This is a genomic window from Kribbella sp. NPDC043289, from assembly GCF_056436705.1.
Genome location: NZ_JBWKCB010000009.1, coordinates 105,972 through 124,479, shown reverse-complemented (window position 1 = coordinate 124,479; position 18,508 = coordinate 105,972). Strand labels below are relative to the sequence as shown.

General features: G+C 68.5%; 21 protein-coding genes. 7 read left to right on the top strand and 14 right to left on the bottom strand.

Going from position 1 to position 18,508, the window contains the following annotated elements:
* The first annotated feature begins 56 nt into the window (after positions 1-56).
* A complete protein-coding gene (locus AC0662_RS36855; protein ID WP_478306456.1) occupies positions 57-1,016 on the top strand; it encodes a DUF4349 domain-containing protein in 960 nt (319 codons plus the stop codon).
* Positions 1,017-1,020: 4 nt separating this feature from the next.
* Here AC0662_RS36855 and AC0662_RS36850 read toward each other — a convergent pair whose 3' ends face one another.
* Positions 1,021-1,773 carry a ParA family protein gene (locus tag AC0662_RS36850; protein WP_452202745.1) on the bottom strand — a complete coding sequence of 251 codons (753 nt, stop codon included), beginning with the start codon at positions 1,771-1,773 and terminating at the stop codon, positions 1,021-1,023.
* A 74-nt stretch (positions 1,774-1,847) separates the two neighbouring features.
* On the opposite strand from AC0662_RS36850, the gene AC0662_RS36845 reads away from it, so the two are divergent.
* On the top strand, positions 1,848-2,723 hold the full coding sequence (locus AC0662_RS36845; protein ID WP_478306454.1) for an alpha/beta fold hydrolase: 876 nt from the start codon (positions 1,848-1,850) through the stop codon (positions 2,721-2,723).
* A 3-nt stretch (positions 2,724-2,726) separates the two neighbouring features.
* On the opposite strand, the gene AC0662_RS36840 is transcribed toward AC0662_RS36845, so the two are convergent.
* The 10 genes from AC0662_RS36840 to AC0662_RS36795 all read right to left on the bottom strand — a co-directional run bounded on the left by AC0662_RS36840 (position 2,727) and on the right by AC0662_RS36795 (position 12,825).
* Positions 2,727-3,794: a hypothetical protein gene (locus AC0662_RS36840; protein ID WP_478306452.1), complete on the bottom strand. Its 1,068-nt coding sequence runs from the start codon at positions 3,792-3,794 to the stop codon at positions 2,727-2,729.
* A 28-nt stretch (positions 3,795-3,822) separates the two neighbouring features.
* Positions 3,823-4,359, bottom strand: a complete 537-nt coding sequence (locus AC0662_RS36835; RefSeq protein WP_478306450.1) for an RNA polymerase sigma factor — start codon at positions 4,357-4,359, stop codon at positions 3,823-3,825.
* 112 nt (positions 4,360-4,471) lie between these two features.
* A complete protein-coding gene (locus AC0662_RS36830) occupies positions 4,472-5,425 on the bottom strand; it encodes an ABC transporter ATP-binding protein (protein ID WP_478306448.1) in 954 nt (317 codons plus the stop codon).
* A 1-nt stretch (position 5,426) separates the two neighbouring features.
* Positions 5,427-6,242, bottom strand: coding sequence for an ABC transporter permease (locus AC0662_RS36825; RefSeq protein WP_452202736.1), 816 nt, complete (start codon positions 6,240-6,242; stop codon positions 5,427-5,429).
* Entirely contained in the window at positions 6,235-7,032 is a 798-nt protein-coding gene (locus tag AC0662_RS36820) for an ABC transporter permease (protein ID WP_452202734.1), read from the bottom strand. The genes AC0662_RS36825 and AC0662_RS36820 overlap by 8 nt, the downstream gene beginning before the upstream one ends.
* A 226-nt stretch (positions 7,033-7,258) precedes the next feature.
* Positions 7,259-8,098 carry an alpha/beta fold hydrolase gene (locus tag AC0662_RS36815; RefSeq protein ID WP_452202733.1) on the bottom strand — a complete coding sequence of 280 codons (840 nt, stop codon included), beginning with the start codon at positions 8,096-8,098 and terminating at the stop codon, positions 7,259-7,261.
* Positions 8,099-9,461: 1,363 nt separating this feature from the next.
* Positions 9,462-10,313: a hypothetical protein gene (locus AC0662_RS36810; RefSeq protein WP_452202729.1), complete on the bottom strand. Its 852-nt coding sequence runs from the start codon at positions 10,311-10,313 to the stop codon at positions 9,462-9,464.
* Between the two features lie 118 nt (positions 10,314-10,431).
* Positions 10,432-11,322 carry a RecB family exonuclease gene (locus tag AC0662_RS36805; RefSeq protein WP_478306446.1) on the bottom strand — a complete coding sequence of 297 codons (891 nt, stop codon included), beginning with the start codon at positions 11,320-11,322 and terminating at the stop codon, positions 10,432-10,434.
* Between the two features lie 4 nt (positions 11,323-11,326).
* Positions 11,327-11,944: a MarC family protein gene (locus tag AC0662_RS36800; RefSeq protein ID WP_452202725.1), complete on the bottom strand. Its 618-nt coding sequence runs from the start codon at positions 11,942-11,944 to the stop codon at positions 11,327-11,329.
* The gene (locus AC0662_RS36795; protein WP_452202723.1) at positions 11,941-12,825 is read right to left on the bottom strand and encodes a PHP domain-containing protein; all 885 of its coding nucleotides are present in this window, start codon (positions 12,823-12,825) and stop codon (positions 11,941-11,943) included. The genes AC0662_RS36800 and AC0662_RS36795 overlap by 4 nt, the downstream gene beginning before the upstream one ends.
* Before the next feature lie 104 nt (positions 12,826-12,929).
* On the opposite strand from AC0662_RS36795, the gene AC0662_RS36790 reads away from it, so the two are divergent.
* The gene (locus AC0662_RS36790; RefSeq protein ID WP_452202721.1) at positions 12,930-13,328 is read left to right on the top strand and encodes an NUDIX hydrolase; all 399 of its coding nucleotides are present in this window, start codon (positions 12,930-12,932) and stop codon (positions 13,326-13,328) included.
* A 1-nt stretch (position 13,329) separates the two neighbouring features.
* Here the strand turns inward: AC0662_RS36790 and AC0662_RS36785 are convergent, their stop codons facing one another.
* Positions 13,330-14,043, bottom strand: a complete 714-nt coding sequence (locus AC0662_RS36785; RefSeq protein ID WP_452202719.1) for a helix-turn-helix domain-containing protein — start codon at positions 14,041-14,043, stop codon at positions 13,330-13,332.
* Positions 14,044-14,128: 85 nt separating this feature from the next.
* On the opposite strand from AC0662_RS36785, the gene AC0662_RS36780 reads away from it, so the two are divergent.
* On the top strand, positions 14,129-14,953 hold the full coding sequence (locus AC0662_RS36780) for an NAD(P)H-binding protein (RefSeq protein WP_452202717.1): 825 nt from the start codon (positions 14,129-14,131) through the stop codon (positions 14,951-14,953).
* Between the two features lie 17 nt (positions 14,954-14,970).
* Positions 14,971-15,729, top strand: coding sequence for a GNAT family N-acetyltransferase (locus tag AC0662_RS36775; RefSeq protein WP_452202715.1), 759 nt, complete (start codon positions 14,971-14,973; stop codon positions 15,727-15,729).
* Here AC0662_RS36775 and AC0662_RS36770 read toward each other — a convergent pair.
* Complete coding sequence (locus AC0662_RS36770; RefSeq protein WP_452202713.1) at positions 15,711-16,127, bottom strand: DUF4267 domain-containing protein; 417 nt, start codon at positions 16,125-16,127, stop codon at positions 15,711-15,713. The two genes, AC0662_RS36775 and AC0662_RS36770, sit on opposite strands and share 19 nt — an antisense overlap.
* Positions 16,128-16,217: 90 nt before the next feature.
* Between AC0662_RS36770 and AC0662_RS36765 the strand changes: the two genes are divergently transcribed.
* The gene (locus AC0662_RS36765; protein WP_478306442.1) at positions 16,218-16,775 is read left to right on the top strand and encodes a TetR/AcrR family transcriptional regulator; all 558 of its coding nucleotides are present in this window, start codon (positions 16,218-16,220) and stop codon (positions 16,773-16,775) included.
* Positions 16,776-16,887: 112 nt separating this feature from the next.
* Positions 16,888-17,868 (top strand): hypothetical protein, encoded by a 981-nt coding sequence (locus AC0662_RS36760; RefSeq protein ID WP_478306440.1) that lies wholly within the window; start codon positions 16,888-16,890, stop codon positions 17,866-17,868.
* Positions 17,869-17,891: 23 nt separating this feature from the next.
* Here AC0662_RS36760 and AC0662_RS36755 read toward each other — a convergent pair whose 3' ends face one another.
* A complete protein-coding gene (locus AC0662_RS36755) occupies positions 17,892-18,467 on the bottom strand; it encodes a histidine phosphatase family protein (protein WP_452202707.1) in 576 nt (191 codons plus the stop codon).
* Between the last annotated feature and the right edge of the window lie 41 nt (positions 18,468-18,508).

Here is an 18,508-nt window from a genome sequence, read left to right as displayed (position 1 = left end):
CACCCAGCCCCGCGTGGGCCGTCCTAGGGCGGTAACCACGAGAGAGGGGCTGGGTGATGGGGCGGATCAGAGCCGTGACGGCCGTGCTGGCTGCGGTGGGGGTCGTGTTGCTGGCCGGGTGCGGTGCCGGCGGCGACGAGAGCGCGACCAGCGACAGCGCGCCGGCATCCAAGCAGGACTCCGGTGGGACCAGCGGCAAAGCTCAGCCGCAAGCCGGGCAATCAAAAGCCGGGCAATCAGAGGCAGGGCAGTCACAGGCCGGCAAGCCCCAGGCCTCGGGCTCGGCCGGTGGCCAGAACGACCCGGAGATTACCCGCGCGATCATCAAGACCGGTTCGCTGACGGTCGAGGGCGACGACGTGTCCGGGATGCGGCAGAAGGCGGTCACGGCGATCGCCGCGCTGGACGGTCAGGTGGCGTCGGAGGACACCGGCAGCGACCCGGACGGCAAGGTCACCCGGGCCAACCTCGTCCTCAAGGTCCCTACCAAGTCGTTCGAGACCGCGATCCAGCGGCTCTCCGACCTGGGCAAACGCCTGCAGATCCACCAGGAGTCGACCGACGTCACCGAGCAGGTCGTCGATGTCGCGAGCCGGATCGAGTCGCAGCGCGCCAGCCTGGACCGGATGCGCGCCCTGATGGCGAAGGCGAACACGATCGGCGAGATCGTCTCGGTCGAGAGCGAGCTGACCCGTCGCGAGTCCGACCTGGAAGCCCTGCTGGCGAAGCAGAAGAACCTGGCTCTGCAGACCGATCTGGCCACGCTCACGCTGACGCTGACCGAGAAGAGCGAGCCGGTGATGGCCGAGAAGGTGCCGGACAAGGGCTTCTTGGCCGGTCTTAAGAGCGGTTGGCACGCATTCTCGGCCGCGTTCTCCGCGCTGGCGACGGCGGTCGGGGCGATGCTCCCGTTCCTCGTGCTGATCGCGATCATCGCCGTACCACTGCGGCGGTTCCGGCATCGGTTGCGGCGGCCGACGAACCAGGCCGCACCGCAGGCTCCGAACAACCAGTAGCGGCTCAGTCGAGCAGCGCGCCGGCCAACGCCCGGTAAGCCTCCGCACCGGGCGAGGCCGGCGCCGTGCTCAGGATCGTCTCGCCGATCGCCGGCGCCTCCGCGAACCGGATCGACTTCGGGATCGCCGGCTGCAGGACGTCCAGCGAGTACGTGTCCGCGATCGTCTCCAGGACGGTCCGGGCATGCGTGGTGCGGCCGTCGTACAGGGTCGGGAGGACGCCGAGCACGTGCAGACCCGGGTTGGCCAGCCGCTGGACGTCGTACACCGTGTCGAGTAGTTGCCCTACGCCACGATGTGCCAACGTCTCGCACTGCAAGGGAATCAGTACGTCGGACGCCGCGGACAACCCGTTGACGGTGAGCAGCCCGAGCGTCGGCGGACAGTCCACGATGATCCAGTCGTACGACGATCGCAGCGGGCGCAACACGTTGCGGAGTACCTGCTCCGGACTGCTCTCCGCGGCCAGCCGTACCTCGGCGGTCGCGAGCGCGATCGTCGACGGCAGCAGATCGGGCGCGTCCTCGAACTCGATCAGGACGTCGCGCGTGCGGACGCCGCCGAGCAGCACCTGATGGATGGACTTGTCCAGGTCCTCGGGATCGATGCCGACCGAGAAGGTCAGACAGGCCTGCGGATCCAGGTCGACCAGCAGCACCCGTTGGCCGAGCTCGACCAGGGCTGCGCCGAGGGTGGCGACGGTGGTCGTCTTGGCCACGCCGCCCTTCTGATTGGCGACGGCGAGAGTGCGAGGCACCCGGCCATTGTGCCGCACCTCGGACATCGCTGCTCCGAGGCGGCGGCACCCGGCGACCGGTACCCTTTCTACTTGTGAGTACGCCGCGTACGTTGACGCTGCCCGCCGGGGTGCACCCCCAGATCCTCGAGACCGACCGTGGCGCGTTCGCCACGCTGACCGCCGTACCCGACATCGGTACGCCGCTCGGCACGGTCCTGCTCGTACCGGGGTGGACGGGGAGCAAGGAGGACTTCGCTCCGCTGGTGGACCACCTGTGCCGGTACGGCTGGCGGACCGTGGCGGTCGACCAGCGCGGCCAGTACGAGACTGCGGGTCCGGCCGACACATCGGCGTACTCGCTCGCTGAGCTCGGTGCGGACGTGGTGGCGATGAGCAAGGCGCTGGGCGGATACAGCCAGCTGGTCGGGCACTCGTTCGGCGGACTGGTCGCGCGGGAGGCGGTGCTGACCGACCCGTCGGTGTTCTCGACGATCAGCCTGCTCTGCTCGGGCCCGGCCGCGTTCACCGACGAGGCGACGGTGCAGGGCCTGCAGATGCTCGCGTTCGGGCTGGAGAACCTGCCGATCGAGCAGGTGTACGACATGAAAATCGGCCACGACAGCGAGGCCCCCGGGTACGTCGCTCCGCCGAGCGACATCGCCGCCTTTCTGCGCAAACGTTTCACCAGCAACGTGCCGGCCAGCCTGGCCCAGATCACTCGCCGGCTGACCGACGCCGAGGACAAGACCGAGCAGCTCGCCAAGACCGGCGTCCGCGCTCAGGTACTGCACGGCGCGACGGACGACGGCTGGCCGATCGCTGTGCAGGAGAAGATGGCCTCCGGCCTCGGTGTGGAGGCCGAGGTCATTCCGGACGCCGGCCACTCACCTGCTATCGACCAGCCCGCGAAGACCGCTCGCATGCTCGTCGACTTCTTCCACGACTACCCGAGCCTGCTGACCAACTGAGGCTTACTTGGCTGGGGTGACGGCCGGCATCACTTGCAGGGTGTCCAGCCCGATCGGGGTCAGCGCCGTCTTCACCTGCTGCGTGTAGGCGATCATCGAGACCTTCGCGCGACCGCCGTCCGGGTCCGAACCAGCGGCGCCCTGGACGCCGAGGTTCTTGTCCTGCATCAGCGGGGTCACGGCGTTGACGATCCGCTCGTTGTCGGAGCGGCTCAGCAGGACGGGCGCGACGCAGAGGTTCCCGCTGTACACCTTCTCGAGGGCCGCGCGGAGCACGGTGAGATCGCCGTGCGCGACCCCGACCATGGAAACGACCGGGGCGTTGCGCGCGTGACCGTTCGGGTAGTGGATGACCGGCCCGAAGATCTGATCCGCGTGCGCGGCCAGGAACGCGGTCACCGCGGGCGAGCTGACGTTGCTGGGCTTCGACACCCAGCCGCCGGCCGGCGCCGCGCACGGCAGCGGCGGGAAGGTCCACGCCGCGGGGGTGGTCGGCGCGGCCTGCTGCTGGACGTCGATCGAGCGGTCGCCCCAGATCCCGACGAGCTTGGCCCGGCCGGAGCGCACGCCGTCCGTCGTTCGCGGCTCGGTCAGGCGGTCGAGATCGACGCCCTTCAGCGTGACGGTGAACTCCGGCGCGCAGGACGGCGCCGGCTGCTTCCCCGGCTGATAGCCGATGTCGGGACCGCCCTCGGCCGAGCAGTAGACCGGCGCCTTCCCCGGCGCGGCGATCACCAGACCACTCGCCTGCACCGTGTCGCCCGGCTTCACCAGGAGCTGGTCGTTGCTCTGAGCAACCGCTCGCGGGGAGCTCTGCGCGCTGAAGCCTTCGGTGCTACCCGCGGCCCGGCTGCTCGCGGGCTGAGTCGTGTCGTGTCCCGGCAGCACCGCGACCACGCCGGCGGCGATCACCGCCACGCTGGCCGCGGCGAGCGCCGGCACCCACCGGCGGCGCTTGCGGCCACCCCTCAGCATGTACTCGAGATCGGGCTCGGGCGGCGGCGCTTGGTCGGCCCGCCACCGATGACCCGCGCGGGTCAGCAGATCGTCGACTTCGTCAACCGGGTTCATGCGCTGTCCTCCGGCCCGCCGTTCGGGCTCATTCGGTGACCTCCAGCAGCGTGCGCAGTCGGGCGCGGGCGTCGGAGAGAGTGGATTTGACGGTGCCTTCGGAGCAGCCCATGACGGCCGCGGTCTCGGCGATCGACAGGTCGGCGAAGTAGTAGCAGTCCACCGCGAGCCGCTGCCGGGCCGCGAGCGACTGGATCGCCTGGTCGACATCCATCCGGGCGTCGAGATCGGGGCGCGCGACCGGTTGGGTGTCGAACTCGTCGGCCGCCAGTTCGAGGTGCAGTCCACCCGGGCGCATCCGGCGTACCGCCTTGCGGGCCTGGTCGGCGGTGATCGCGAGCAGCCAGGCCGAGGGGGTACCGCGCTCGGCGTCGTACTGCGATCGCTTGGCCCAGGCGCGCGCGAGCGCCTCCTGGACGATGTCGTCGCGGTCCGCACCCACCGCGAGCCGCCCCGCCAACCGGGCCATCGCCGCCAGGTGTGGCCGCACCCAGGCGACGAACCCGGGCCCGTCCCGCGGAGGTCTGACCGCCTCCACCACCGGCTCACCCGTCATCGTCGGCATACCTTCTCTACCCCCGATCCACCCCGTTCGGTTGGGTCCCTACCCGGATTTCAACGACCGCCCCACGCCAAGGTCACCCACCCACCTATTCCGTAACGCAGTTGTCGACGGGCTAGGTGGTGGCGGGGGTGTAGAGCTGGGTGATGACCGATTCGATGGTGGGTTCGGCGATGGAGACGTCCATCAGGGGGTAGTTGGCGGCGATCTCGGCCAGCAACGGGGCCGCGCTGGTGGTGGCGGGGAAGGTGAGGTGCTGGCGGGGGCCGTCGACCTTCGTGACGGTGGTGCCGGGGATCTCGATCGGTGGGAGGGACGTGGCCAGGTCGACGATCAGGGTGCGGGGCGCGGACTGGCTGGACTTCAGCTGCGGCAGGGTTCCGTCGAAGATCTGGCGGCCGTGGTCGATGATCATCACGCGCGTGCAGAGCGCCTCGATGTCGTCCAGGTCGTGGGTGGTGAGGATGACCGTGGTACGGCGTTCCGCGTTGACCTCGGCGAGGAACTCGCGCAGCCGCGCCTTGCTGATCACGTCCAGCCCGATCGTCGGCTCGTCGAGGTAGACGATCTCCGGGTCGTGCAGCAACGCGGCCGCGATGTCACCGCGCATCCGCTGCCCGAGGGACAGCTGACGGACCGGAACGTCCAGCAGGTCGCCGAGGTCGAGGAGTTCGACGAACGTCGCCAGGTTCTCCCGGTGCCGGGCGAGCGGGACGTCGTACATCTTCTGCAGGACGGCGAACGAGTCCTTCAACGGCAGGTCCCACCACAGGGTGGTGCGTTGGCCGAAGACGACACCGATCCGTTTCGCCAGCTTCAACCGGTGCCGCGACGGGTCGACGCCGGCCACCCGGATCGTTCCTCCCGAAGGAACCAGGATGCCGGTCAGCATCTTGATCGTGGTGGACTTCCCGGCACCGTTCGGCCCGATGTAGCCCACCACCTCCCCCGGCTCGACGGTGAACGACAGCCCGTCGACCGCGCGCACCTCCCGCCGGGTACGGCGCCATCCGTTGCGTGACGCGACGGTGAAAGCGCGCGACACGTCCTCCAACTCGATAACAGGCACTTCAGCTCCCTGTACTGCGATAGCGACGAAGACCGGCCCGCCACGCGAGCGACGCCAGGGCGACCATCGCGACGGCGACCAGCGGCGACAGCAGCCCGAACCAGGACGGCAGGCCGAGCGGGGCCGGTTTCCCCAGGACGAACAGCACCGGGTAGTAGTTGACGAAGGCAAGCGGTACGACGAACGTCACGGCCCGCACGATCTCCTTGCCGAAGATCGTCAGCGGGAACTGCGTCAGCGCCTGCCCGCCGTACGTGACCGAGTTGGCCAGCTCGGCGGAGTCGACCGAGACGAACTGGAACGCGCCGCCGAGCACGAACAGCGCGCCGAAGATCACCGATCCGGCGACCAGTGAGACGCCCAGCATGATGCCGCGGGCAACTGTCCAGTCGACCTCGAGGTTGATCAGCGCGAGCACCAGCACGGTCGCGGCCTGCAGCGGGCGGCCGAGCCGGCGCAGCGCGAACCCGTCCGCCGCGGTCTGCAGGAACGCGGGCACCGGCCGGATCAGGTACGCGTCGAACGAGCCGGTCCGGATCCGTTCGCCGACCCGCTCGATCGACCCGGTGACCAGATCGGCTACCCCGAGCGCCATCGAGGCCGTTGCGTAGAGCAACGCCATCTCCGGCAGCGTGAACCCGCCGAACGACCTGATGTGACTGAACATGAACAGCACCGCGATGAAGTCCGTCACCGTGACCAGCATCGAGCTCACCAGCATCAGCACGAACGACGCCGGGTACGCCAGTGCGGACCGGATCCACAACACGATCAGCATCCAGTACTGCGCGGGCGCCCGGAGGACACGCTCAACCACCTTGGATCACCACCTTCCGGGTCGCCAGCGTGGTGGCGAACTGTCCGATCAGCAGCAGCACCAGGAGCCAGCCCACCTGGAACATCAGCGCCGCGCCCGTCCCACCCGGGTTCTGGCCGAGCCAGATGTCGATCGGCACCTGCATGGTCGCGGCCCACGGCGTCCCGCGCGCGAACGTACCGATCCAACCGGGGAAAGCGACCAGCGGCAGGATCGTCCCGGCGAAGAACAGTGACAGCACCAGCGCGAGATGCTCCATCCCGCGCGAGTCGGTGATCCAGAACCCGGACAACGCCACCAGGTACCGGATCGTGAAGCTGACCAGGATCCCGAGCACCAGCCCGAGCGCGATCACCGGCCACAGGCTCACACTCGAAGGAAACTTCAGGTCGAACACCAGCGCGCCGACCAGCAACGGGGCACCGCCGCGGACCAGCAGCTGGAACATCGCCCGCCCGAGATCGACGGACATCCACCACAGCAACAGCTGCGTCGGCCGGTACAGGTCGACGGCGATCTCGCCGCTGCGGACCCGCTCCCCCAGCTCGTTCGTGGTGGTCGCGCCGAAGATCCCGACCGGCATCAGCAAACCCTGCTGCAACCACACGAACGTCAGCGCGTCCGGAACGTCGTACCCGCCGAGCCCGGGGCGTTCGCGCCATAGGGTCAGATAGACGCCGCACAGGATGAACCCGAAGATCGTGTTGGTGAAGATGCCGGACACGCTGGCGATCCGGTACGTCGAGAATCGCCGGAAGGACCGGACGGCGATCGCCCAGTAGACACCCACTACTACCTCCTCTCGCACTCCTGGTGGTGTCCGAGAGGCACAGCGGCACGCGGAACTGCCCCGGTTCCATCAGGACCCGGGGGTTCGGACACCACTGTGAAGGCGTGGTTGGACCACGCCGATTGTCAAGGGCAGAAGAGGGACGGTACGCCGGAGCTCGGCGTACCGTCAACACGAATAACCGATCCGGGCGCGGGACCCCTCAGAACCGCGCCCGGACCGGTGTCTACAGGGTGTCGGTCTTGAGCAGGTGCGCGAGATGGGTCGCGAACGCCGCCGGGTGGCTGGAGTATCCGCCGTGTCCGCCGGGGAACATCACCACCGGCCAGCCGAGGTGGTCCGCGACGACCTCGATCGGGCGCCCCGGCAGATGCAGGTACGACTCGAGGCCGGCCGCCGGCACCACCCGGTCCGCCGCCCGCCGCAGAGCGTCCAGGTCCGGCACGTAGCGGGTGAAGGGCAGCAGTTTGTGCTCGTAGAAGTTCGCCGCGTTGGCCTGCATCCGTTCGGCGAGCTCGCGGTACTCCGGCAGCAGGTCCTCGAGCGGCGGCATCGCGTCGTCGTCCATCCCGGTGCCCATCATGAACACCACGTCGGCGGCGGTCAGCCCGTCGTCGCGGTACGTCGCGTACACGTCGTCGAAGAACGCCCGCGCGTCGGTAGCGTCCGGCAGCACCTCGGTGCACGGCGGCTCGTGCGCGACGAGCATCCGGACCCGGTCGGGGTACCGCGTGATCAGCTCGAGGCCGGTGATCGCGCCGGAACTGGTGCCGAACACGTACGCCGGTTCCGCGCCGCCGACCGCGTCGATCAACGCGAGCGCATCGGCGGCCGACTGCTCGACGCACTCGTCGGCCGCGTCACCGTCGTACCGGCTGCGGGAGTTGCCCCGCGGGTCGTAGGTCACCACCGTGTACTCGGCCGCGAGCTGCCCGACGATCCCGGAGAACACCGCGGCGTCGGTCCCACCACCGGCGATCAGCAGCAGCACCGGCCCGGACCCGGCGACCTCGTAATGCAGCGTCGCCCCCGGCACCGCCAGCTTGTTCACAGTCTTCGCACCCATCAGGCGAACCCCTTTCGTTCACCCTCACACTCCCCCGCCCCGCTGGCACCGGACGCACACGGCACTGGCACGGACAGGTCAGCGGGGAAGCTGCGTGTCCAGCATCTGCCGGATCTCCTCCTGGCCACGCGACACAACATCGACAACATCTGCTACCGAGGCGGTCGATGGCAGCGAAAGGTCTGCCAGCAGGTCCCGAACTGTGAATCTGCGCGCGACCCAGAGCCGGAGATCTTGCACATGCTGCGACTTGCTCGGCTTGCTCATGACGGCCGCCAAGCTACTGCGATAAGGAGTTGGGTCGGCCCCCAGCGCAGCCTGCATGCCGGAGCGCCTGATGAGACACGGATAGCAGTATCCACAGTTGCCGAATCCGCGTTGAACTGTGTGACTCCCGCAACTGACGGTGGCGGCAAGCGCGCCCGGAGTCAGACCTGCCTCCAATCCGGCACGACAGACTTCACCCTTCGTGTACACCTGGAAGGGATTCATCAAGGCAACATTCCCACCAATGAGAACAATCAGGTCGTTAATAAGTGATAGCACTCTCGGGTGGACCGACCGAGTTGAGCAAGCGCCTCGACGCGCTGGACTGATGGGCGGATTGATCGCGAGTTGCCCGTTCTCTGGGACAACCACCTGCCTAACGCCGTGTGCTGCCGCCGCGAAGATCGCACTCGCAATATAGCTCAATCCTCGACTTCGAGTACTACTTTCCAATCGCGCACCTTTGGTCCGAACTTCGCTTGACATCGGTCTACGACAAATTCTTTCCGATGCTCCCGCAAGCTTCCGGAGATGCCCAAGAAGACGTTCTTGAGGTACGTGCGCATTTGCCTGGCCATGTGAGACCAACAGCAGGTTCCCAGAAGATTGCGCAAGGTGAGCGGCGGCGTACGCCGACGAGTCAAGGCCTCCCGAGAACAACGCAACGCCGTCCGCCTTCCAGCTGCCGAACAGCCGAGGCTGAGCGTCGATCGGAGCAGCGCCTGAAACGGTCGACAAGTGCCAGCTGTCACCCGTGAGCGCGGACAGCACGGCCTCCAGGGCCGGCAACGCCTCGCTCCAGCGCGCCGAGTCCGAGACCTGGACCCTCAATTCGAGATGACGAGACCATCTGTCTGCCACGCTCATGCGAGGGACTAGCCGATCGACCAGATGCGCCGCCCTGAAGACCCGCAGTACATCCTCAGCCCATACCGGCGTCGCTGTCGCCAGCGCCGCATTCTCCTTGATCCGCTCTAACGACGCCTTGTAATCCGAGTCGGAGATGACTTCCCAATCTCCACGCCCGTTCCTCGCCCCCGAAGATCGAGCCGCTTGCTCGACGAAGCAGAAGCGCCGAACGGAAGTCATAGCAGCCTCAACTCGCTTCCAACCATCGATCGAAGGTATCGCTCACCATGTCCTGCGCGATCGAGGTCAGCGGATCGTGGGTACCACCTTCGTTCTTTTCCTCGCAGGGCGTCGGAATCGCCTCGACGATCTTGCTCGCCAGATACTGGGAGATCTGACCGGTCGGATCGATCACGAGCAGAAGCGGAACCGCAACATTCAGCTTTGCGGCAATCACGCTCGTGAGAAACTCGGTAATCGCGTCTGCGAAGAATTCGCGGTACAAGAAGCACAACAACTCGTCGTCGATTAGTGCCTGACCGGATCGCGCACGTCGCCTACTTGCAGGAGAATGCGTCAGCTTGCTGATCGTCAGGACGACGCCCGGCCGGATCGCCGCGTTGACATACCCTGGCTCGTCGAGACAGATCGACGCGGTCAACAACTCCAGCAATCGATCTGGCCCGCTGGGCTGATCGAGGTCAAGGTGATCGGGATGTTGTCCCCAAGACGTCTCGCGAAGCGAGGTAAGCACCTCGACGAATCTCGTCGCATGTGCATTCACCGCCTGCCGTAGCCCGTAACTGTCCTGGTCGGTCCGAAGCTGCTGTATCAGCGCAGAGCGATACAGCTCCGCGAGTTCGGCCGCGCGTTCTGGCGATAGCACCTCGGAGGAGGCGATGCCATCCAGCCGGCCGTTGACCGGGCCGACGCCATTGCCGGCCGCCCCAGCTGCGGCTTGGCCTGACGGGGCACTTGACGACCCATCGTCAGGTGGTGACGCCTGCCCGATGACCTTCTTGACTGTCTGCGTCGTCTGACGCGATGCATTGCTCCAAGGCCCGCGCGATGGCCCCGGCCATTTCGTCGATGTGCCCATGCCCGTCGCCCCCAGCCAAGGACCGATAAGAACCCTGAGTAACTCAGAGTAGGCCAGTCTGAGCAGACTGCTGCGAGTATCGCGCGTCGCGGATCACGCGCTCCCGTTGCGCAAAGCCTCAGCTCACGTCGGCGGTTGGGACTTGGGCGGGTTCGTCGAGGCCGGCCCAGGGGTCGCGGGTCGGGGACTCGCGGCGGCCCTGGGGGCAGATCTTGGCGAAGTCGCACCATCCGCACAGCGGCGACGGCTCCGGGGGGAACGCCTCGTCGGCCTCCGCCGGGGTCAGGCCTTCCGCCCAGCGAGCCTCGGCGGCCGCGGCGTCGTCGGCCATCGACTCGGCGCGCTTCTGGTGCCGAGCGAGCGACGCGTCGTCGTGGTCGGCGGCCGCGACGGTGTTCGTGGGGAGGTGGTGGAGCTCGACCCGCGTGCACGGCTTGTGCAGCACCCGCCGCGCGCCGAGCACGTACAGCGCCATCGCCAGCGACGACCTCGCATCCGTCGACGTCAACGGCCGCCGCCCGGTCTTGTAGTCGACGATCACCAGCGCAGTGCCGCCGCTGCCGTCGCGGGCCGGTCGCTCGTCGATCCGGTCGATCCGCCCGCGCAGCGACGCCCGCTCGGTGGTGAACCCGACCGTGCGCTCCACTCCACGCGGCTCGTAGTACGGATCGGAGTCACGGAGGTAGCCGAGCACCATTTCCGTCGACCGGTCCCGCCAGTCAAGCGACTGCTGCTCGTCGCGGAACCCCTCGCTGCGCCAGCTCGACCGCATCTTGGCGACCACCTCGTCCGGGGTACGCCGGGACGCGGGCCAGCGACCGAAGAAGTCGGCGAGCACCTCGTGCACGATCGCGCCGACCGTGTTGTGTGCCCACGGCGGGCCCTTCGGCGGCCGCGGCGACTCGAGATAGGTGTAGCGGTACTTGCGCTTGCAGTCCGCGAACGTCAGCAACTTCGTCGGCGTCGCGGTGAACAACCGGGTCGGCATTCCGGGAAGCATGTCACTCATGGCCTCAGCCCGCCTTGATGAAGTCGGCGACCGCGTCCGCGACCAGCTGGACGGCGATCGCGCTCAGCAGCAGACCCGCGATCCGGGTGACGAGCAGGACGCCGTTCTCCCCCAGCAGCCGCATGATCAGCCCGGAGAACCGCAGCGTCAGCCACATCACCAGGTGGATCAGGATGATCCCGACCGAGATCGCGACCACGTCCGGGAGCGATCCGTTCGCGCGCTGCACGAACACCATCGTCGCGACGATCGCACCTGGCCCGGCGAGCAGCGGCGTACCGAGCGGGACGAAGGCGATGTTCACGTTCTTGGTCTGGACCGGGTCCTCGGCGGTGTCGGTCAGCAACTGCAGGGCGATCAGCAGGAGCAGCAGGCCGCCGGCGCACTGCAGCGCGGGCAGCGTGATGCCGAGATGGTGCAGGATCTGCTGGCCGAAGGCCGCGAACACCACGATGACGCCGAACGCGACCAGCACCGCCTGCCACGCGGCCTTCTTCCGCACCGCGCGGGACTGCCCGGCGGTGAGCGAGATGAAGACCGGCACGGTGCCCGGCGGGTCCATGATCACGAAGAGCGTGACGACCACCTCACTGAGCAGCCCGAGGTTGATGACACTGTTCACGGAAGATAGGCCTCGGGAACCTGTGCGTCGGCGGAGGCGGCGGCGTTGGTCTTGGCGACCTCGAGCAGGCGCTCGAACTGCTCCGGCTCAGTGGTGTTCACGCCGAGGTCGTGGTCGATCTTGCCGGCCCCGTGGTGGTCGCTGGAGCCGGTGTAGATGATGCCCAGGTTGTTCGCGATCGCGCGCAGCGCGTCCCGGGACTCCGGCGAGTGGTCCTGGTGGTCGACCTCGATGCCGGCCAGGCCGTGGTCCTGGACCAACCGGGCGACGGTGTCCTCGGTCATCACCTTGTAGCTGGAGCGGCCCCACGGGTGCGCGATCACCGGGACCCCGCCGGCCTCGCGGACCAGGTCGATCGCCCGCCCGGGCTCGATGGCGTAGTGCGGGACGTGGCCGGCGCGGCCGTCGGCCAGGTACTTGTCGAAGGCCTCGCTGCGGTTCGCGACCGTCCCGTTCGCGACCAGGGCGTCGGCGACGTGCGGCCGTCCGACCGACGGCGTACCGGTCGCTTGGGCGAGCACCTCGTCGACGGTGAGCGGTACGCCGATGCTGTTCAGGCGGGCCACGATCGTCGGGATCCGGTCGGTGCGGCCCTCGCGGACCACCTGCAGGTCGGCGGCCAACGGCGGATACGCCGGGTCGGGCAGGTAACCGAGCAGGTGCACGCTGATCCCGTCGAGCTTGCAGGAGATCTCCAGGCCGGGCAGGAACCCGATCCCGAGCTCCTCCGCGGCCCGCCGGCCGTCCACCCAGCCGTCGGCGGTGTCGTGGTCGGTGAGCGCGATCACGTCCAGCCCCGCCTGCCGCGCGTGCGTCATCAGGACGTCCACCGGATCGGTGCCGTCCGAACGGTTCGAGTGGGTGTGCAGATCGATGCGCACGAGCGGTCCGAATCCCTTCGCCTGGTCAGCTTGCACCGCTGATGCTATCCGCGTTCACCCACGAGCCCTGGCACTTGTGCACAAGTCACCTATCCTTCGGGGGCATGGAGCGCGTCGACTGTGTGGGGGCCCTCGTGTACGACGAGGAGCGCCGGCTGCTCGTGGTGCGGAGAGCCCACGAGCCGGACCGCGGGCTGTGGTCGATTCCGGGTGGGCGGGTCGAGCCCGGTGAGGACGATCCCACCGCGGTCGCCCGCGAGGTGGCGGAGGAGACCGGATTGACGGTCGAGGTCGGGGAACTGGTCGGCGAGGTCGAGCGACAGGGCCCGCGCGGACAGCTGTACGTGATCCGTGACTACGAGGCGACCGCTGTCGGCGGCACTCTCACAGCGGGTGACGACGCGGCCGACGCTCGGTTCGTGACGCGGTCGGAGTTCCTGAAGCTGTCGACGACGACCCTGCTCGTTTCCACACTGGACCAGTGGAACGCGCTGCCCGGCTGACTCAGCACGTACTGAGCGGAACCCGACCGGTCGCGAACGCCTGAGGTGTGACGTGCATCAGCGCGCGGAAGTCGGCGATCAGGTGCGACTGGTCGGCGTACCCGGCGGACGCCGCGGTGTCGGACCAGGAACGGCCGGCTTGACCGATCACACTGCGTACGCGGGAGATGCGGGCGAAATGCTTGGGTGACACGCCCACCGCCTGCCGGAAGACGCGGCGCAGGTACCGCTCGCTGACCCCGAGCCGGGCAGCGGTCTCGTCCACTCTGCGTGCTGTCGAGGCCAGGTCGGCAACTGCGCTGCCGACGAGGTCGAAGCGGTTCGGCAGGCGGCGTGGCAGTTGTCCGAGGAGGAAATCGCCGAGCACCTCGACCGCCTGCTCCGGCTGAGTCCGGTACGCCGTGAGGCGATCGGCGAGGTCGCTCGGGCCGCACACGTCCTCCAGCGGGACGGTCCGGTCGACCAACTCGTCCGCGGCCGTGCCGAGCAGCGGCGTCACGCGCCCCGGCCGGATCCGGAGCCGCACGCAGACCGGCAGATCCTTCGTGACGTGGTACGCCGCCTTGGTGCGCGGTCCCGCGATCAGTACGTCACTCGCGCCCGCGGTCGTCATTCGCCAGACGACCGTCGTCGCCGGGTCCGGCGGCAGCACGGTGATCGGTGTCGTCGCGGGGCGGAGGGTGACGTCTTCTACCCACGGGTCGAGGGTGCGCACCTTTCGAGAATAGCGAGTCGGTGTGCGCGTTCCGTAGTACCGAAAGTTCCTATCTCTGGGCGGGGCGATCGGTCAGGGTGGCGAGATGATTCTGGTTACGGGTGCGACCGGCACCATCGGCAGTGAGCTCGTCCGGCAATTGGTTGCCCGCGGCATCCCGGTGCGTGGGATGACGCGGCGCGAGCCGCAGGGAGCGTTTGTCCGGGGTGACTTCGATGATCCGGATTCGTTGCGCAAGGCAATCGACGGGGTGGATGCCGTGTTCCTGCTGACCGCGCCGGGTCCGTGGGTGCCGGATCACGATCAGGCACTGGTAGCGGCCGCGGTCGATGGTGGGGTGCGGAAGATCGTGAAGCTGTCGGCGATCGGGAGCACCGGCGACGGGATGCCGGCGAACTGGCACGCGCCCGGCGAGCGCGCGGTGCGGGACAGCGGGATCGCGTGGACGATTCTGCGACCGGCCGGGTTCGCGTCGAACGCGCTGCGCTGGGCGCCGGCGGTCCGGGCGGGGCAGCCGATTCCCAATCAGACCGGGGACGGCGGGCATGCGTTCGTCGATCCCTCTGATGTCGCCGCGGTGGCTGTCGAGGCGTTGATTTCGGATGACCACGGTGCGCGGACCTACACGCTGACGGGTCCGGAGACGCTCAGTGTTCCGGAGCAGGTGGAGGTCATGTCGGAGGTGCTCGGGTTGGCGTTGCGCGTGGTCGACGTACCGCTGGAGGTGTATGCGGGGCAGTTGCGCGCGGCGGGTCTTGATGAGGCGGTGGTGTCGGTGGCAATGCGTGGTGCGGAGCTGATCCGGAGCGGTGGTGGGGAAACGGTGACCGATGACGTCGAGCGGGTGCTCGGGAGGCCGGCTGGATCGTTCCGTGGTTGGGTGGAAAGGTGTCGCGCCGCGTTCGAGTGATCGGCACACTGGGGCGGGTGGACGACGCTGAGCTGGTACGGGCGATCGAGGACAACGCGGCCGAGTTGCTGATGGCGATGGGCGCCGCGGGTGGTGGCACGCAGCGGTCCGACGAGCGGGCGGAGTGGACGATCGGTGGGTCGCCGCTCGACTACCACAACGCTGTCGTGCGCGCCTCGGACGACGCCGTGGTCGCGGAATCCCTGGTGGAGTTGAAGAAATACGGCGTACCGGGAAGCTGGCATGTCGGGCCGTCGCTGCGGATCGATCGGTCGGCGTTGACGGCGGCGGGGTTCGTGCACGGGGGCGGCGAGCCGGGGATGGCGGTGCGGATCTCGGAGTTGGTGGCCCCGCGCGTCGTCCCTGGGCTGGAGCTTCAGCGGGTGAGGGACGATGCGGGGCTCGCGGCCTGGGAGGAGACGCTCGGCCGTGGTTTCGGCGAGGGCGAGAAGGAGGCCCGGTGGGTCGCGTCGGTCTATCGCAAACTCGGGTACGGCGATCCGTGGCGGCACTACGTGGGCTGGCTGGACGGCTCGCCGGTCGGGACCGCCACGGTGTTCCTCGGCGCCGGCGTGGCCGGGGTGTACTTCGTGATGACGGTCCCCGAAGCGCGGCGGCGCGGGATCGGGGCCGCCATCACGGACGGCGCGGTGCGTGCGGCGGGTGATGTTGCGGAGTACGGCGTACTCGGATCCTCGGCGGCCGGGCGGCCGGTGTACGAGCGGCTCGGGTTCCGGAAGTACTGCACGATCGAGCTCTACGAGTGGGCCGGCTGAAGGGTCTTGCTCTCGGGGACCGTGGTGCGCTCGCGGAGCAGCAGGAACGCGTCGACGAGCATGACGGCCGCGGTGAGGCCGTGGATACCGAGCGCGGTCGCGGCCGTGCCGCCGTGACTGAGCACCATGATCATGTCCGTGACCGGGATGATCGCCGAGATCGCCATCAGGACGCCGGTCGCGCGGCGCTGACCCATCGCGAACAGAGCGAGCAGGTTCAGTCCGAGGGCGATGTCGCGGATCCCCTTCACGCCGAAGTACCCGGCCGCGACGCCGGTGGGCCATTCGGCGATGCCGAAGTTCGGAGCGGCAGTGTGTCCGGCGAGCAGGAACTGTGTGCCGAAGGTGAGCGGGAAGACGGCGAGCAGGACGGTCAGGACGGTGGTGAAGCGGCGCATGCGATTCTCCTATGTACTAGCAGTGCTAACTTTCCTAGCGACGCTAACACTGTCGTTGCTAGATTGTCTAGCAGTGCTAAGATCTGGTCCATGCCGATCCCGTCACGCCGGGAGCGGGCCCGCGAGGAGCGCCGCGACCTGATCCTTCGCACCGCCCGCGACCTCGCCGAGTCCGAGGGCTGGGAGGCCGTCACCACCCGCCGCCTCGCCGACGCCGTCGACTACAGCCAGCCGGTGCTCTACGGCCACTTCAAGAACATGGACGCGATCGCCGACGCGGTCGCCCTCGAAGGGGCCGCCGAACTGGCCGAGGTACTCCGCGACGCCCGCTCGGCCGACGGACTGAGCGGACTCGCGCACGCCTACCTCGACTACGCCGAGTCCCACCCTGCGGTCTACGAAGCGCTGTTCGTCCGCCCGACCACGCTGCGCTTCGGCGGACCGGACAGCCCGCAATCACTCATCGCGGCCTTCGAGGAGATCCAGGCCGGAGTAGCGCCGTACGCCGGCGACGACCCCGAAACCCTCACCGAGGTCTTCTGGAGCGCCCTCCACGGCCAAGCCACCCTCAACCACCGCACCCGCCTCCGCCCCACCCACCGCAACCCCCGCATCGACCTCCTGGTCGCAGCAATCACCCAAGCCTGATCTGTGGAACTAAATGGCCGTGGAGCGGACATTTAGTTCCACAAACCGAGCTGGCGCCCGTCGTCCACAGGGGGTCCGGCGCGGGGCGGGGAGATGCGGCAGGCTTGGGCGGATGGACTGGTGGTGGCGAGGGCAGCTCGAGGCCGAAGGGATTGACGCCCTCATCCATGACCAGCTCCGGATCGTGTCGCGCGGGCAACTCCAGGCCGCCGGGTGGCCGGGCTCGCGGATCAAACGTGGGTTGCGCGGGCGGCGGTGGCAGGTGGTGCATCCCGGCGTCTACGCCACGCACACAGGACCTATCGGGTACTACGAACGCCTGCTCGCCGCCCTGCTGTACGCCGGTCCCGACGCGGCGTGGAGCCACTACACGGCCGCCGAACAGCTCGGTCTGCTGAAGCGCGACGCCGATCGCCCCGTCCACGTCACGATCCCGAAGCAGCGGAAGGTGCGACCGCAGCCGCAGTTCGTGATTCACCGCGACGAACACTGGGCCGCGCGGCTCGCGCGGGTGGTGCCGCCGCGGCGGACGCCCGCGGACGCCGTACTCGACATCGTGGGGATCTCTCCCACGCTGGACCGCGCGGCAGCCGTGATCGCCGAGGCTTGCCAGAGCGGGCGGGTCGATCCGTCCGCGATCCTGCGTGCCCTGGAGACACGTCCGCGGCTGCGGCATCGCGGGGAGTTGCGGCCGATCATCGCGGACGTCGCGGGTGGGACGCACTCGCTGTTAGAGCTTCGGTACTTGCGTGACGTGGAGCGACGGCACGGGTTGCCGCATGGGACTCGGCAGCGGGCGGTGGGTGGTGAGTTCACCGACGTGTACTACGACGGGTTCGGACTGCTCGTGGAGCTCGACGGGCGGCTGCATCTTGTGCCGCGGCAGCGGTGGCGGGATCTCGATCGGGACAATCGCGCCACGCTGCGGGCCGAGGCGACCTTGCGGTACGGGTGGTTCGACGTGACGAATCGGGCGTGCGAGGCCGCCGTACAGGTGCTCGAGGTGCTGCGGCGTACCCAACCCTCCCTGCAAGCGAAACCGTGCTCGCCGGGGTGCCCGGTCGCCGGTTTGTGGAACGTTTTGGCCGTCTAGCGCGCAAAAGGTTCCACAAAGCGTCAGCTGTTCCAGTGGAGGATTGCCGGGGAGCCTCGTTCCCAGCCCAGGACCGAGATGGTGGCGGTGTTGAGGACGAAGTGGCGGCCTTGGGTGACGTCTAGTTCTAGCCAGCGGGCGGTCAGGGCGCGGAGTGCGTGGGAGTGGCCGAAGACCAGTGCGTCGCCGGGGACCGCGGCGAGGCGGGCGGTGACGCGGTCCAGGCGGGTGGAGATCTCGGCGGGGGTTTCGCCGTGCGGTACCGGGTCGTCCCACACGGTCCAGCCGGGGACGGTCTCGCGGATCTCGGCGGTCGTGACGCCCTCGTAGTCGCCGTAGTTCCACTCGACCAGGTCGTCGTCGACCTGCGCGTCGGGGAAGCCCGCGAGTTCCGCCGTACGCCGGGCGCGCTGCCGGGGTGACGTGAGCACCAGGTCGAACGACTCCGCCGCCAGCCGATCCCGCAAACTCGCGGCGACCCGCTCGCCCTCAGGCGTCAGCGGCAGGTCGGTGACGGACGTGTGCCGGCCCGACTTGCTCCACTCGGTCTCCCCGTGACGGACCAGGAAGACCCGGTCCTCGCGTTCCTGTGTGGTCACGCTGTCATCCTCGCAGACCTCGCGCGGAGGGGCTCGAACCC

Bases quoted from the DNA above. Each gene is read 5' to 3' on its own strand.
- AC0662_RS36760 (WP_478306440.1), top strand. From the start codon at position 16,888: ATGGACTGGTGGTGGCGAGGGCAGCTCGAGGCCGAAGGGATTGACGCC.
- AC0662_RS36765 (WP_478306442.1), top strand. From the start codon at position 16,218: ATGCCGATCCCGTCACGCCGGGAGCGGGCCCGCGAGGAGCGCCGCGAC.
- AC0662_RS36805 (WP_478306446.1), bottom strand. From the start codon at position 11,322: ATGAGTGACATGCTTCCCGGAATGCCGACCCGGTTGTTCACCGCGACG.
- AC0662_RS36835 (WP_478306450.1), bottom strand. From the start codon at position 4,359: ATGCCGACGATGACGGGTGAGCCGGTGGTGGAGGCGGTCAGACCTCCG.
- AC0662_RS36810 (WP_452202729.1), bottom strand. From the start codon at position 10,313: ATGGGCACATCGACGAAATGGCCGGGGCCATCGCGCGGGCCTTGGAGC.
- AC0662_RS36840 (WP_478306452.1), bottom strand. From the start codon at position 3,794: ATGAACCCGGTTGACGAAGTCGACGATCTGCTGACCCGCGCGGGTCAT.
- AC0662_RS36770 (WP_452202713.1), bottom strand. From the start codon at position 16,127: ATGCGCCGCTTCACCACCGTCCTGACCGTCCTGCTCGCCGTCTTCCCG.
- AC0662_RS36855 (WP_478306456.1), top strand. From the start codon at position 57: ATGGGGCGGATCAGAGCCGTGACGGCCGTGCTGGCTGCGGTGGGGGTC.
- AC0662_RS36815 (WP_452202733.1), bottom strand. From the start codon at position 8,098: ATGGGTGCGAAGACTGTGAACAAGCTGGCGGTGCCGGGGGCGACGCTG.
- AC0662_RS36780 (WP_452202717.1), top strand. From the start codon at position 14,129: ATGATTCTGGTTACGGGTGCGACCGGCACCATCGGCAGTGAGCTCGTC.
- AC0662_RS36790 (WP_452202721.1), top strand. From the start codon at position 12,930: ATGGAGCGCGTCGACTGTGTGGGGGCCCTCGTGTACGACGAGGAGCGC.